The sequence below is a fragment of the Streptomyces sp. NBC_01689 genome (assembly GCF_036250675.1).
Taxonomy (GTDB): Bacteria; Actinomycetota; Actinomycetes; order Streptomycetales; family Streptomycetaceae; genus Streptomyces.
In genome coordinates, this window is record NZ_CP109592.1 from 5,674,879 (window position 1) to 5,688,978 (window position 14,100).

12 protein-coding genes and 1 tRNA gene are annotated in these 14,100 nt (G+C 71.5%); 9 read left to right on the forward strand and 4 right to left on the reverse strand.

All coding sequences use genetic code 11. The annotated features are described in order from the left end of the window. Positions 1-4: 4 nt before the first annotated feature. On the reverse strand, positions 5-1,384 hold the full coding sequence (locus tag OG776_RS24210) for an MFS transporter (RefSeq protein ID WP_148008859.1): 1,380 nt from the start codon (positions 1,382-1,384) through the stop codon (positions 5-7). A 295-nt stretch (positions 1,385-1,679) separates the two neighbouring features. Continuing rightward, on the reverse strand, positions 1,680-3,215 hold the full coding sequence (locus OG776_RS24215; protein ID WP_329322525.1) for a potassium/proton antiporter: 1,536 nt from the start codon (positions 3,213-3,215) through the stop codon (positions 1,680-1,682). A gap of 225 nt (positions 3,216-3,440) precedes the next feature. On the opposite strand from OG776_RS24215, the gene OG776_RS24220 reads away from it, so the two are divergent. After that, positions 3,441-6,212: a penicillin acylase family protein gene (locus OG776_RS24220; RefSeq protein ID WP_148008858.1), complete on the forward strand. Its 2,772-nt coding sequence runs from the start codon at positions 3,441-3,443 to the stop codon at positions 6,210-6,212. Positions 6,213-6,304: 92 nt separating this feature from the next. Here the strand turns inward: OG776_RS24220 and OG776_RS24225 are convergent, their stop codons facing one another. Beyond that, positions 6,305-6,919: a 5-formyltetrahydrofolate cyclo-ligase gene (locus OG776_RS24225; RefSeq protein ID WP_329322526.1), complete on the reverse strand. Its 615-nt coding sequence runs from the start codon at positions 6,917-6,919 to the stop codon at positions 6,305-6,307. Between the two features lie 93 nt (positions 6,920-7,012). Between OG776_RS24225 and galU the strand changes: the two genes are divergently transcribed. The 7 genes from galU to OG776_RS24260 all read left to right on the forward strand — a co-directional run bounded on the left by galU (position 7,013) and on the right by OG776_RS24260 (position 12,649). Next, a complete protein-coding gene (galU, locus tag OG776_RS24230) occupies positions 7,013-7,924 on the forward strand; it encodes a UTP--glucose-1-phosphate uridylyltransferase GalU (protein ID WP_148008856.1) in 912 nt (303 codons plus the stop codon). Then, positions 7,921-9,243, forward strand: coding sequence for a molybdotransferase-like divisome protein Glp (gene glp, locus OG776_RS24235; RefSeq protein WP_148008855.1), 1,323 nt, complete (start codon positions 7,921-7,923; stop codon positions 9,241-9,243). Before galU ends, glp begins: the two co-directional genes overlap by 4 nt. A 119-nt stretch (positions 9,244-9,362) precedes the next feature. Further along, positions 9,363-9,842 carry a cyclic pyranopterin monophosphate synthase MoaC gene (moaC, locus tag OG776_RS24240; RefSeq protein WP_148008854.1) on the forward strand — a complete coding sequence of 160 codons (480 nt, stop codon included), beginning with the start codon at positions 9,363-9,365 and terminating at the stop codon, positions 9,840-9,842. After that, on the forward strand, positions 9,839-10,351 hold the full coding sequence (locus OG776_RS24245) for a MogA/MoaB family molybdenum cofactor biosynthesis protein (protein ID WP_148008853.1): 513 nt from the start codon (positions 9,839-9,841) through the stop codon (positions 10,349-10,351). Before moaC ends, OG776_RS24245 begins: the two co-directional genes overlap by 4 nt. Next, entirely contained in the window at positions 10,348-10,986 is a 639-nt protein-coding gene (locus OG776_RS24250) for a GNAT family N-acetyltransferase (protein WP_148008852.1), read from the forward strand. The genes OG776_RS24245 and OG776_RS24250 overlap by 4 nt, the downstream gene beginning before the upstream one ends. Before the next feature lie 221 nt (positions 10,987-11,207). After that, positions 11,208-12,446, forward strand: coding sequence for a divisome protein SepX/GlpR (sepX, locus tag OG776_RS24255; protein WP_148008851.1), 1,239 nt, complete (start codon positions 11,208-11,210; stop codon positions 12,444-12,446). 129 nt (positions 12,447-12,575) lie between these two features. After that, a tRNA-Ala gene (locus OG776_RS24260) sits at positions 12,576-12,649 on the forward strand. A gap of 93 nt (positions 12,650-12,742) precedes the next feature. Here the strand turns inward: OG776_RS24260 and OG776_RS24265 are convergent. After that, entirely contained in the window at positions 12,743-13,228 is a 486-nt protein-coding gene (locus tag OG776_RS24265; RefSeq protein ID WP_148008850.1) for a GNAT family N-acetyltransferase, read from the reverse strand. 58 nt (positions 13,229-13,286) lie between these two features. Here OG776_RS24265 and OG776_RS24270 point away from each other — a divergent pair, with 58 nt between their 5' ends. Next, positions 13,287-14,090, forward strand: coding sequence for an exodeoxyribonuclease III (locus OG776_RS24270; protein ID WP_261994493.1), 804 nt, complete (start codon positions 13,287-13,289; stop codon positions 14,088-14,090). Positions 14,091-14,100 lie beyond the last annotated feature (10 nt).

A 14,100-nucleotide genomic window follows, 5' to 3' on the forward strand; every position in this document is an offset into this window, starting at 1 on the left:
GAGATCAGTCCACTGTCACCGGCACTCGGTGACCGACGCCACGTGCGACGGTGCGGCCGGCGTGGGGTGCGGCGAGCCGTGAACGCAGGGCCACCAGGGTGATCAGCGCCAGGGCGGTACCGCCCATCGGCACCAGGAATCCGGCGCCGTCCCACAGGCGGTCCTCCAGTTGTCCGGCCACCGTGACGGCCGCGGCCTGGCCGAGCGCGACGGCGCCGGTCAGCCAGGTGAAGGCCTCGGTGCGGGCGCCGGCCGGCACCAGTCCCTCGACCAGCGTGTAGCCGGTGATCAGGGCCGGGGCGATGCACATGCCGACCAGGAGGCCGAGGCCGACGAGCACGGCCACGGAGTGGGCGGCCCACAGTCCGGAGGCGGTGAGCGTCAGGGCGGCGTACCCGACGACCAGGCGGCGACGCGGCGCGACCTTCCACGCCACGGCGCCGCAGACGACACCGGACAGCATGTTGCCGGCGGCGAAGACGCCGTACAGGACGCCGTTCATGCCGGGCTCGCCGATGGACTCGCTGAACGCGGCGAGGGAGACCTGCATGCCGCCGAAGACGGAGCCGATGCCCAGGAAGGTCACGATCAGGACGCGCACCCCGGGGACGCGGAGCGCGGAGGCGTGCTCCACGCGCGCGTGCCCCTCGCCGGCGGTGGCGGGCTGGGTGCTCTTCTGCGCGGCGAAGAGAAGGCCGCCGACCAGGGTCAGCGCGGCTTCCGTCAGCAGGCCCGCCGAGGGGTGGACGGCGGTGCACAGGGCGGTCGCGAGGAGCGGGCCCACGACGAAGGTCAGCTCGTCCGTGACGGACTCGAAGGCCGCGGCGGTGCTCATCAGGGGTGAGTCCTTGAGCTTCACACCCCAGCGGGCACGCACCATCGGCCCGATCTGGGGTACCGAGGCGCCGGTCGGCACGGCGGCGAGGAAGAGGGCCCACAGGGGGGCGTCCGACAGGGCCAGGGCGGTCAGGCAGAGGGCGGCCAGGACGTGCACCAGGACGCCGGGCAGCAGGACGGCCCGCTGGCCGTGGCGGTCGGCGAGACGGCCCGTGAAGGGCGCGAACAGCGCCATGGAGACGCCGGTGGCCGCGGCGACGGCGCCGGCGGCTCCGTACGAGCCGGTGGTGTGCTGGACGAGGAGCACGAGGGAGATGGTCAGCATCGCGAACGGCTGGCGCGCCGCGAAACCGGGGAGCAGGAACGTCCAGGCGCCGCGGGTGCGCAGCAGCTGTCCGTACCCGGGGCGGGAGGTGACCGTGGATGCCACGGCCGTGCCTTTCTGCCGCCTGGTAGCGCGCCCGTGCGGGGGCGCCGAGAGCTGTCCTCTTGCGCGGAACTGCGGTAGATGCCGCGCCGCCCGCTGCGAGGGCACCGCGGCCGCCATACGGTCGCGCCAGCTCTGCGTCAGGCAGAGTTGGTTCGATCAAAGTGTGCCTTGATGGTACAGGGGGAGCGGGGTGCGGTGCCTGTGAAAACGAGCACCACCGCGCCGCTCGCCTGTGAATCCGCAACGGGTGGATGAACGGCGGATGTCCGCGGCTCCGACGCCCGCCGTCCTCGGGCCGTCCAGCGCCCACTGTCCCGGCGCGCGCCGGCCCTCGGCCGTCCGGGCGGGCCCCGCGCAGGCGGGCCCACCCCGGCAGGTGCCGCTCCCGCCCCCGGCGCCCCGCCCCGCCGGCTCAGCGTCCGCTGCCGCCGCCCAGGGGGCCCAGCCAGTCCGCGAGCTTGCCGCCCTGGCCCACCGCGCGCAGCCGTCGCTCGGCGGCGTCGCGGACCGGGTCGGTGGCCACGACCAGCAGTTCGTCACCGCGTCGCAGCACCGTCGTGGGCAGCGGTACGAAGGAGGTCCCGTCGCGCACGACGAGGGTGACGGCGGCGCCCGGGGGCATGCGCAGCTCGGCGACCTCGACGCCGTGCATGCGTGACCCCTTGGGGATCGCCACGGACAGCAGGTGCCCGCGCAGCCGTTCCAGGGGCGCTGATTCGATGCCGAGGTCGGCGGGGCCGGTGGACTCGCCCAGCCGCAGGGTGCGGGCCAGCCAGGGCAGGGTGGGCCCCTGGACGAGGGTGTAGACGACGACCAGGACGAAGACGATGTTGAAGATCCGGCGGCTCTCCTCGATGCCGCTGACCATCGGGATGGTCGCCAGGATGATGGGCACGGCGCCGCGCAGGCCCGCCCAGGACATGAGGGTCTGTTCCTGCCAGGGGACGCGGAAGGGCAGCAGGGCGGTGAAGACGCTCAGCGGCCGGGCCACCACGGTCAGCGCGAGGCCGATGACGAGCGCGGGCCAGATGTCGTCGCCCATCTCGTGCGGTGTGACGAGCAGGCCGAGCAGGACGAACATGCCGATCTGGGCGATCCAGCCGAGTCCCTCGGCGAAGCCCCGGGTGGCGGGCCAGTGCGGCAGCCTGGCGTTGCCGAGCAGCATCGCGGCGAGATAGACGGCCAGGAAGCCGCTGCCGTGCGCGAGGGCGCCGGCCGCGTAGGCGGTGACGGCGATCGCCATCACCGCGATCGGGTAGAGGCCGGAGGCGGGCAGCGCGACGTGCCGCAGCCCCCAGGAGCCGAGCCAGCCGACCGCGAGCCCCATGGCCGCGCCGATCGCCAGCTCCAGGGCTATCTCTCCCACCAGCACGTACCAGTGCTCCACGGGGCCCGCCGTGCTGAACGCGACGACGAGGATGACCACCGGGGCGTCGTTGAAGCCCGACTCGGCCTCCAGGACGGCCGTCACGCGGGAGGGGAGGGGGACCTTGCGGAGCACCGAGAAGACCGCCGCGGCGTCCGTAGAGGAGACCACCGCGCCGATGATGAGCGCCTGCCGCCACTCCAGGTCGATCAGGACGTGGGCGGCGGCGGCCGTGACCCCCACGCTCGCCGCCACACCGGCCACCGCAAGCGAGGCGGCGGCCGGAAGGACCGGCTTGATCTCCTTCCACTTCGTGCCGAGGCCGCCCTCGGCCAGGATCACGACGAGGGCCGCGTATCCGATGACCTGGGTCATCTCGGCGTTGCTGAAGTGGATGTCGCCGACGCCGTCCTGGCCCATGGCCATGCCGATGCCGAGGTAGACGAGCAGGCTGGGGAGCCCGCTGCGGGAGGAGATCCGAACCGCCGCCACCGCGACGAGCAGGACGAGCGAGCAGACGAGCAGGAGCTGGTTGAGGTGGTGGACAGTCAGCGGCCGTTCCCTTCTCGCCGATCCGGGCACGGGGTCCGAGCTTGTCGATCCGGGCGCCGGAAGTCGGTACAGCGATCCAAGTACTTCGTTACCTTACCTAACTCTTGACGCTTTCTTGACGCTCTCGGGGCCGAGATCAAACGCTCGGCCGTCCGGGTACCCGACTCCGCGTCAAGGCGCGCCGGGCCCTGCGCCTATGGTTGCTCCAGCACTCCAGGACCGCCTGCCGCTCGCGTTAGGACAGCAAGGACAGCGATGCCCCCGAACACCACCGCCTCTTCCGGCCAAAAGCCCGGCAAGTCCGGCAGGAAGAAGGGGCGCCGCGCCCGTCTGATCCTGATCGTCCTGGTTCTGGCCCTGATCGGGGGCGTGGCCTACGGGGGGTACTGGGGAGTCAGCACCGTCCGGGCCTCCTTCCCGCAGACCAAGGGCTCGCTCACGCTCGAAGGGCTCTCCGGGCCCGTCGACGTGAAGCGGGACGGCTACGGGATCCCGCAGATCTACGCGTCCTCCGACGCGGACCTGTTCATGGCCCAGGGCTACGTCCAGGCGCAGGACCGGTTCTACGAGATGGACGTGCGCCGGCACATGACCTCGGGCCGGCTGTCCGAGATGTTCGGCAAGGGCCAGGTCAAGAACGACGAGTTCCTGCGCACCCTGGGCTGGAACCGGGTCGCCCAGCGGGAGTACGACGCCAAGCTGTCGGCCTCCACGAAGAAGTACCTGCAGGCGTACGCCAAGGGAGTCAACGCCTACCTGAAGGGCAAGGACGGCAAGGACATCTCCCTGGAGTACGCGGCCCTCGGTCTCACCAACGACTACAAGCCCGAGCAGTGGACCCCGGTCGACTCGGTGGCCTGGCTCAAGGCAATGGCCTGGGACCTGCGCGGCAACATGCAGGAGGAGATCGACCGCTCCCTGATGACCAGCCGTCTGGGCCCGAAGCAGATCGCCGACCTGTACCCGGAGTACCCGTACGACCGGAACAAGGCGATCACGCAGGAGGGCGCGTACGACAGCGTCACGCAGTCGTACGTCCAGAAGGGGGCGCAGACCTCCGGGAGCACCGGGGGGTCGGGCGCGGGCACCGGACTGGCCGGGAACACGACGGCGCCGGACGGGCTGCAGAGCCAGCTCTCCAAGCTCTACGACGTCCTCGACGACGTGCCCACGGCCGTCGGCGTCAACGGCAACGGCATCGGCTCCAACTCGTGGGTCGTGGCGGGCGACCGCACCATCACGGGCAAGCCGCTGCTCGCCAACGACCCGCACCTGTCGGCCTCGCTGCCCTCGGTCTGGTACCAGATGGGCCTGCACTGCACCGCGGTCTCCAGCAAGTGCCAGTACGACGTCTCGGGGTACACCTTCGCCGGTATGCCCGGCGTGATAATCGGCCACAACCAGAACATCGCCTGGGGCATGACCAACTCCGGGGTCGACGTCACGGACCTGTACCTGGAGAAGATCACCGGCGCCGGCTACCAGTTCGACGGCAAGGTGCTGCCCTTCACCACCCGCAAGGAGACGATCAAGATCGCGGGCGGTGGCAGCAAGACGATCGTCGTGCGCACCACCAACAACGGGCCGCTGCTGTCCGACCGCGACGACGAACTGGTCAAGGTCGGCAAGAAGGCGACCGTCGACGCGGCGGCCCCCGACCGCGGCGACGGCTACGCGATCGCGCTGCGCTGGACCGCTCTGGACCCGGGCACCTCCATGGACGCCGTCTTCCGGCTCGACAAGGCGTCGGGCTGGGACGAGTTCCGCAAGGCGGCCGAGTCCTTCGAGGTCCCCTCGCAGAACCTGGTCTACGCCGACGGCAAGGGCGCCAAGGGCCACATCGGCTACCAGCTGCCGGGCAAGATCCCGACCCGCGCCAAGGGCGACGACGGTTCGCTGCCCTCGCCCGGCTGGGACTCCAAGTACCGGTGGACCGGCTACATCAAGCAGTCCGAACTGCCCTACGAGTTCGACCCGGGGCGCGGCTACATCGTCACCGCCAACCAGGCCGTCGTCGACAAGGACAAGTACCCCTACACGCTCACCACGGACTGGGGCTACGGCGCGCGCAGCCAGCGGATCACCGATCTGATCAAGACGAAGACCGACGGCGGCGGCAAGATGTCGACCGACGACATGCGGCAGATGCAGCTGGACAACAGCAGCGAGATCGCGAAGCTGATCGTGCCGAAGCTGCTCAAGCTGGACATCGCCGACAAGAACGTCCGCCAGGCGCAGAAGCTCCTGGAGGGCTGGGACTACACCCAGGACGCGGACTCCGCGGCGGCCGCGTACTTCAACGCGGTCTGGCGCAACATCCTCAAGCTCGCCTTCGGCAACAAGCTGCCCAAGGAGCTGCGGGTCAAGGGCCAGTGCCTGTACGTCGACCCGGTCGACACCACGGGTCCCGCGGACGACGACCGCAAGGTCGTCGAGTGCGGTCAGCGCGACGCCGACCAGGCGCAGCCGGACGGCGGCGACCGCTGGTTCGAGGTGGTCCGCAACATCATCGACGACGAGCACAACGACTGGTGGAAGGCGCCCAAGACGCGTCTCGACAAGGCGATCGACACCCGCGACGGGCTCTTCGCGCGGGCCATGAAGGACGCCCGGTGGGAGCTGACCGCCAAGCTCGGCAAGGACCTCGACAGCTGGAGCTGGGGCCGGCTGCACCGCCTGTTCCTGAAGAACCAGACCCTGGGCACCGAGGGCCCGTCCTTCCTGAAGTACATGCTCAACCGCGGCCCCTGGAAGCTCAGCGGCGGCGAGGCGACGGTCAACGCGACCGGCTGGAACGCCGCGGGCGGCTACGGAGTGGTCTGGGTGCCGTCCATGCGGATGGTGGTCAACCTCGACGACCTCGACAAGTCGAAGTGGATCAACCTCTCCGGAGCGTCCGGGCACGCCTACAGCGCCCACTACACCGACCAGACGGACAAGTGGGCGAAGGGCGAGCTGCTGCCCTGGGCCTTCTCGGCCAAGGCGGTCGACGAGAGCACGAGCGACACCCTGGTGCTCAAGCCATGAGGCGCTGACGGCGCATCGCCCCGAGGGGCCCTCCACGCACGCGTGGAGGGCCCCTCACGCGTCCCGCGGGCGGCCTGGGGCGAGGGGTGACGTCATCGGAAGCGGCGTACCCCCGAAGGCGTCACCACCGCGTGCACCGGACGGTCGTGCGGCTCGCGCGGCACGTCGTCCACGACCTCGGTGTCGTACAGGAGCACCACCAGGGCCGGATCCGATCCCGCGCGCTCCAGGCGGGCCAGTACGCGGTCGTAGGAGCCGCCCCCGCGCCCCAGCCGCAGTCCGTGCCGGTCCACCGCGAGGCCGGGCAGCAGGACGGTGTCGGCCGCCAGTACGGCCCCGGGGCCCAGGCGTTCACCAGCGGGCTCCAAGAGGGCCATCCGCCCGCCGTGTCGGACACGGGTCAGCGAGCCCCCGCCCGCGTACGCGCCCCAGTCCAGGTCGTCGTCGGCCATGAGGACCGGCAACAGGACGCGTACGCCCCGGGCGTGCAGCGCGTCCAGGAGCGCGAGGGTGCCCGGCTCGCTCCCCACGGAGACGTACGCCGCGACGGTGCGCGCCCGCGCCAACTCGGGAAGCTCCAGCGCGCGCACGGCCAGCGCTTCGGCCGTCTCCCGCAGGTCACCGGCTGTCAACCTGCTTCTCACCGCGAGGAATCCCTGACGCAACATTCGCTTGTCAGGCTCTGCCTCACGTCCGACGTGGTTCATGGATCGCTCCCGTTGGTTCTTTATGCGCTCATATGAGAGCCAACTGACCGGAGCCACAGATTCTGCTCATAGCCACCGGATATGGTTACGGGCATGACTGAGTCGCACCCCAGGATCAGCAAGGCTGTCATCCCCGCAGCGGGCCTCGGCACCCGGTTCCTGCCGGCCACGAAGGCCACTCCCAAGGAGATGCTGCCGGTCGTCGACAAGCCGGCGATCCAGTACGTGGTCGAAGAGGCCGTGTCGGCGGGTCTCGACGACGTCCTGATGATCACGGGACGCAACAAGCGCCCCCTCGAGGACCACTTCGACCGCAACTACGAACTGGAGTCGGCCCTCCAGAAGAAGGGCGACGCGCGCAGGCTCGCCAAGGTCCAGGAGTCCAGCGACCTCGCGACCATGCACTACGTGCGCCAGGGCGACCCCAAGGGCCTCGGCCACGCGGTCCTGTGCGCCGCCCCGCACGTCGGCCAGGAACCCTTCGCGGTCCTCCTCGGCGACGACCTGATCGACCCCCGGGACCCCCTGCTCGCCCGCATGGTCGAGGTCCAGGAGCGGCACGGCGGCAGCGTCGTCGCGCTCATGGAGGTCGAGCCCGAGCAGATCCACCTCTACGGCTCCGCCGCCGTGGAGACCACCGCCGAGAGCGACCTGGTCAAGGTGACCGGCCTGGTCGAGAAGCCGGACCCGGCGGACGCCCCCAGCAATTACGCGATCATCGGGCGCTACGTCCTCGACCCGCACATCTTCGACATACTGCGCAAGACCGAGCCGGGCCGCGGCGGCGAGATCCAGCTCACCGACGCCCTCCAGCAGCTCGCCGCCGACGAGAAGGTCGGCGGCCCGGTGCACGGCGTCGTCTTCAAGGGCCGGCGCTATGACACCGGGGACCGCGGCGACTATCTGCGTGCCATTGTCAGACTCGCGTGCGAACGTGAGGACCTGGGCCCGGACTTCCGTGCCTGGCTCCGCAGTTACGTAGCCGAGGAGATGCAGGGATCTTGAGCAGCGCCGCCGCCCGCCCGACCGGCCAGGACCGCCTCTGGTCGGTGGACGACCACCTGGAGGACATCCTCGCCACCGTCCGCCCCCTCGAACCCATCGAGCTGCAACTCCTCGACGCCCAGGGCTGCGTCCTGGTCGAGGACGTCACGGTGCCGGTCTCCCTGCCGCCGTTCGACAACAGCTCGATGGACGGGTACGCGGTGCGGGTCGCGGACGTCTCGGGCGCCGGCGAGGAGTATCCGGCGGTCCTCACCGTCGTCGGCGACGTCGCGGCGGGCGGCGCGGAGCTTCCGCACGTGGGCCCCGGGCAGGCCGCCCGCATCATGACCGGCGCCCCGCTGCCGCCCGGCGCCGAGGCCGTCGTCCCGGTCGAGTGGACCGACGGGGGACTCGGCGAGGGCCCGGTCTCCGGGATGCGCGCCCACAGCGCCTCCCCCGAGGGCGCCTCCGGCCAGGTGCGGGTGCACCGCCCGGCGGAGGCGCGCGCCCACGTACGGGCCGAGGGCAGCGACGTCCGCGCGGGCGACCTCGCCCTTCGCGCGGGCACGATCCTCGGCCCCCCGCAGCTCGGCCTGCTGGCCGCGATCGGCCGCGGCACCGTCCGGGTGCGCCCCCGCCCGCGGGTGGTCGTGCTCTCCACCGGCAGCGAACTGGTGCAGCCGGGCGAGCCGTTGGACACCGGCCAGATCTACGACTCCAACAGCTTCGCCCTGTGCGCCGCCGCCCGCGACGCCGGAGCCATCGGCTACCGGGTGGGCGCCGTCGCCGACGACGCCGAGACCCTCCGCTCCACCATCGAGGACCAGCTCATCCGCGCCGACCTGCTGGTCACCACCGGCGGCGTCAGCGTCGGCGCGTACGACGTCGTCAAGGAGGCCCTCTCCTCGGTGGGTGACGAGGACGAGGAGGGCGGCGGCGTGGACTTCCGCACCCTCGCCATGCAGCCCGGCAAGCCCCAGGGCTTCGGCTCCATCGGCCCCGACCACACCCCGCTGCTCGCCCTGCCGGGCAACCCGGTGTCGTCGTACGTCTCCTTCGAACTGTTCGTCCGCCCCGCGATCCGCACCCTCATGGGCCTGAGCGACGTCCACCGCCCCACCGTGCGCGCGACGCTCGACGCCGAAAAGGCGCTGACCTCGCCCTCGGGACGCCGGCAGTTCCTGCGGGGGACGTACACGGACGGCGCGGTGACGCCCGTCGGCGGCGCCGGGTCCCACCTGGTCGCGGCGCTCGCGCACGCCGACGCGCTGATCGTCGTACCCGAGGACACCACGTCGGTCGAACCCGGCACCGAGGTCGAAGTGGTCCTGCTCGGCTGAGCCGAGGCGGTCGTGCCCGGCCGCCCGACCGGGGCCCGGGAGGGTCCTGCCCGGCTGCCCGCCCCGAGTTGGCGGTACCGTGTCGCGCACAACAGGCCCGACCGGGAGCGCTGCCGCACATGAGTACGCAGGACCGACTGACCCACATCGACGAGGCGGGCGCCGCCCGCATGGTCGACGTCTCCGGGAAGGACGTGACCGCGCGCACCGCCCGCGCCAGCGGCCGGGTCCTGGTCTCCCCCCGTGTGGTCGAACTGCTGCGCGGTGGGGGAGTGCCCAAGGGCGACGCCCTGGCCACCGCGCGGATCGCGGGCATCATGGGCGCCAAGCGCACCCCGGATCTCATCCCCCTGTGCCACCCGTTGGCGGTGTCGGGTGTCGAGGTCGGCCTGACCGTCGCGGACGACGCCGTCGAGATCCTCGCGACCGTGCGGACCACCGACCGCACGGGCGTCGAGATGGAGGCGCTCACGGCGGTCAGCGTGGCCGCCCTCACCGTCATCGACATGGTCAAGGCGGTCGACAAGGCGGCGGTCATCACGGACGTGCGCGTCGAGGAGAAGACCGGCGGGAAGTCGGGCGACTGGAGCCGGGCATGACGTCCCCCTCCTACCGGGCCCTCGTGGTCACCGCCTCCAACCGGGCCTCCGCGGGCGTCTACGCGGACCGGGGCGGCCCGCTGATCGCCGAGGGGCTCACCTCGTACGGCTTCACGGTCGACGGCCCCCGGGTGGTTCCCGACGGCGACCCGGTCGAGGCGGCGCTGCGCGCCGGTGTCGAGGCCGGGTACGACGTCATCGTGACCACCGGCGGCACCGGGATCTCGCCCACCGACCGGACGCCCGAGGCGACCAGACGGGTGGTCGATCACGAGGTGCCGGGCATTCCTGAGGCCATCCGGGCGTTCGGAAGGGAGAAGGTCGCCACGGCGGCCCTCTCCCGGGGGCTCGCCGGAGTCGCGGGACGGACGCTCATCGTCAACCTGCCGGGTTCCACCGGCGGGGTGAAGGACGGTCTGGCCGTCCTGGAGCCCCTCTTGGTCCACGCCGTGGAGCAGATCCGCGGCGGCGACCACCCCAGACCCAGCAGCAATGGGGGTGCGAGCTGAACAGCCCGTCCTGGCCCGTCGAGCTGGCGGACGGCGATGTCGTCCTCCGGCCGATAAAGGTGCGCGACCAGCGGGCCTGGCGCGAGGTGAACCGGCGCAACCGCGACTGGCTGCGGCCGTGGGAGGCGACCATTCCGCCGCCCACACCCAGCGGGCCGATAGCGCACCGGCCGACGTACCGGCAGATGGTCCGCCATCTGCGCGCCGAGGCGAACGCGGGCCGCATGCTGCCCTTCGTGATCGAGTACCAGGGCCGTCTGGTGGGTCAGCTGACCGTCGCCGGGATCACCTGGGGCTCGATGTGCTCGGGGCACGTCGGCTACTGGGTGGACCAGGCGGTGGCCGGACGCGGGGTGATGCCGACGGCCGTGGCGCTGGCGACCGACCACTGCTTCCGTACGGTCGGACTGCACCGGATCGAGGTGTGCATTCGCCCGGAGAACGGTCCCAGCCGCCGCGTCGTGGAGAAACTCGGATTCCGTGAGGAAGGGCTCCGGCCGCGTTATCTCCACATCGACGGGGCCTGGCGCGACCATCTCGTCTTCGCACTCACCGCGGAAGAGGTGCCCGAAGGGCTTCTCGGACGCTGGCAGCGGGCACGCTCCCAGAACCGGAGCAGGCCGAGTACCCAGTAAATGAAATGCGTGTTCGAAATTGATCGGCCGGCGATCACCTCGGAACCATCTCGGGATCATCTCGATGTCTCTCGGAGTCGTCCCACGGCATTAAATTCACGGGTCTCGGCGGCCTGCTGATCGCATCGGTCACAAAAAAAGCTCGAAATATCAGCCAGATCGTGCGACACACCGGCTCAATTGGCAGATGGCCTCACGCAAACCCCTCTACCGTGTGAGGCGTGAGCAGCAGCGGCCTCATCTACGCAGTCATCGTCGGGGCCTGGGCCGCCTACTTGGTGCCGATGTGGCTCCGTAGGCAGGACGAGCTGAACGAAGCCCGTCCGACGGAACGCTTCAGCACCGCCATCCGGCTGCTGTCCGGACGGGCGGGAATGGAGCGCCGGTACGCCAAGGACCTGCGGGCGCGCTCCACCGAAGAGGGGGAGCCCAGCGCCGACCCGGGCGGCGTCACCGATTCGGTGGACGTCCGGGCCTTCGCCATGCCTCCGGCCCGGGAACACACCAAGGCCCAACTCCCGCAGTCCGCCGACCCGGAGCCCCGGCAGGCACCCCAGCCGGGCACCCGGCACAGTGCCCCGCAGGGCTCCGCGGCGACCGCCAGACCGGTGCCGCCGCAGTCCGCGCACGACGAACACCCGGCGGCGCCGAACGCGCCCGCGGCCTCGCGGCTTCCCGCCGAGCGGCGGGTCTCCGCGGCGGAGGCCGCAGCACGCGCCCGGCGCACCAAGGTGCTCGCGCGCCGTCGGCGCACGACCGTCCTGATCTTCCTCGCGTTCACCTGCGGCGCGATCGTGGCGGCCGTCGGCGGACTCGCGTTCCTGTGGGCCCCCGGGGTCCCCGCCGTGATGCTGAGCGCGTACATCGTCTATCTGCGGGCCCAGGAACGTCGGCGCTTCACCTACGTCATGGACCGCCGCCGGGCCGAGGCCGCGGCGCAGCGGCTGCGCGAGCGGCAGCCGCGCCGCCGGGCGGCCGGGCTCGACCAGAACGCCGAGGACCAGGAAGAGGGCCCCGAACCGGAGACCGACACCGGGATCTCCACGCTCGCGGCCGACCGGCGTGCCCTCGTCGAGCAGACCGACCACGCCGAGTGGGTCGACCAGCAGCGCGAGCGCCGGCAGGGCCCCGGCCGGGGTGACAGCTGGGACCCGGTCCCGGTGCCGCTGCCGACGTACGTGACCGCCCCCGTCGCACCGCGGGCCACCTCCAGCGTCGACCTGGGGGCGCCGGACGCGTGGAGCTCCGCGCGCTCCAGCGCCGTGGAACCGGCCGAACCGGAGGCGGAGCCCGCGGACGAGGGCCACCCGGCCGAGGCGGCCGACGAGGCCGGGGCCGAGTGCGACGGCCGCAGCGACGCCCGGCGCGCCGCGTCCGCCCGGCGGGCCCGCGAGCGCGGACGCACCCCGCTCTTCGACCAGTACGAGGACGGCGAACGGCCGCGCGCGGCCAACGAGTGACCCGGCACCCTCGGCGCCCGGCCCGCTCCGTACGGGCCGGGCGGCCGTCTCTCCGGGAGCGGCGGCTGACCAGCCAGGAACGGATTTCCAAGCACCCGGATCGGGATGCTAGAGTTTCACTCGTTGCAAGGGCCTGTGGCGCAGTCTGGTAGCGCACCTCGTTCGCATCGAGGGGGTCTGGGGTTCAAATCCCCACAGGTCCACCGCAATTCAGAACCCCGCCGGATTCGTCCGGCGGGGTTTCTGTATGCCCGGATGTTCCGGCGCGCACGCGGAGGGAACGCGGCGCGCCCGGCTCAGGAGGCGGACAGGGGCTTGGCGAAGCACATGCTCAGGTCGTGGAACCGGTAGTAGCCGAACTTGACGCAGGGCTCGTAGCCGCTGGACGTGTAGAGGGCGACCGCCTCGGGCTGCTTGGCGCCGGTCTCCAGGACCATACGGGTGCGGCCGGCCGCGCGGGCGTCCTCCTCCAGGGCGGCCAGGACGCGGCGGGCGAGACCGAGACCGCGGGCCTCCGGGACGACGTACATGCGCTTGAGCTCGGCGTCGCCGTCCGCGTATCCCTCCTCGTTCTCGTCCTGGGTGCGCCAGCCGCCCGTGGCGACGGGCCGGTCCCGCTCGTCGTACGCGAGGAGGTACAGGCCGAGCGGCGGCCTGAACATCGACGCGTCCAGCGGTGTGACGTCGCCCTCGTCTCCATAGCGCTCGGCGTACTCGGCCTGCACCTGGTCGTTGAGTTTGACGGCGTCGGGGTGGTCGAAAGGGACCGGACGGATATGCATGCCGAATATCGTACATGTATGCATGCGGCGACCGGAGTCGATTAAGTATCGTGCCCGGGTGCTGACTGTCACCTCTGTGAATGTGAACGGGCTCCGTGCCGCCGCGAAGAAGGGTTTCGTGGAGTGGCTCGCGGAGACCTCCGCGGACGTCCTGTGCCTCCAGGAGGTGCGGGCCGAACCCGGGCAGCTGCCCGAGGAGGTGCGGGCACCGGACGGCTGGCACGTCGTGCACGCGCCGGCCGCCGCCAAGGGCCGCGCGGGCGTCTCCCTGTACACCCGCCGCGAACCCGACCGGGTCCGGATCGGGTTCGGGTCCGAGGAGTTCGACTCCAGTGGCCGGTACGTCGAGGTGGACCTCCCGGGCGTCACCGTCGCCAGCCTCTATCTGCCCTCCGGGGAGGTCGGTACCGAGCGGCAGGACGAGAAGACCCGGTTCATGGACGAGTTCCTCACCTACCTGAAGGACTTGCGCGAACGGGCGGCCGCCGACGGGCGCGAGGTCGTGGTCTGCGGCGACTGGAACATCGCCCACCAGGAGGCGGACCTCAAGAACTGGCGGGCCAACAAGAAGAACTCCGGCTTCCTGCCCGAGGAGCGCGCGTGGCTGGGCCGGGTCCTGGACGCGGCCGACGGCGGATACGTCGACGTCGTACGCGCCCTGCACCCCGGCACGGAGGGCCCGTACACGTGGTGGTCGTACCGGGGACGGGCCTTCGACAACGATTCAGGTTGGAGGATCGACCTGGTCGTCTCGACCCCGGGGCTCGCGCGACGCGCGGTCAAGGGGTTCGTGGAACGGGCCGCGAGCCACGGGGAGCGGTGGTCGGACCACGCGCCCGTCACCGTGGTCTTCGAGAGCTGATCCGGCCGCC

Bases quoted from the DNA above. Each gene is read 5' to 3' on its own strand.
- galU (WP_148008856.1), top strand. From the start codon at position 7,013: ATGACTGAGTCGCACCCCAGGATCAGCAAGGCTGTCATCCCCGCAGCG.
- OG776_RS24245 (WP_148008853.1), top strand. From the start codon at position 9,839: ATGACGTCCCCCTCCTACCGGGCCCTCGTGGTCACCGCCTCCAACCGG.
- moaC (WP_148008854.1), top strand. From the start codon at position 9,363: ATGAGTACGCAGGACCGACTGACCCACATCGACGAGGCGGGCGCCGCC.
- OG776_RS24265 (WP_148008850.1), bottom strand. From the start codon at position 13,228: ATGCATATCCGTCCGGTCCCTTTCGACCACCCCGACGCCGTCAAACTC.
- OG776_RS24225 (WP_329322526.1), bottom strand. From the start codon at position 6,919: ATGAACCACGTCGGACGTGAGGCAGAGCCTGACAAGCGAATGTTGCGT.
- OG776_RS24210 (WP_148008859.1), bottom strand. From the start codon at position 1,384: ATGGCGGCCGCGGTGCCCTCGCAGCGGGCGGCGCGGCATCTACCGCAG.
- OG776_RS24220 (WP_148008858.1), top strand. From the start codon at position 3,441: ATGCCCCCGAACACCACCGCCTCTTCCGGCCAAAAGCCCGGCAAGTCC.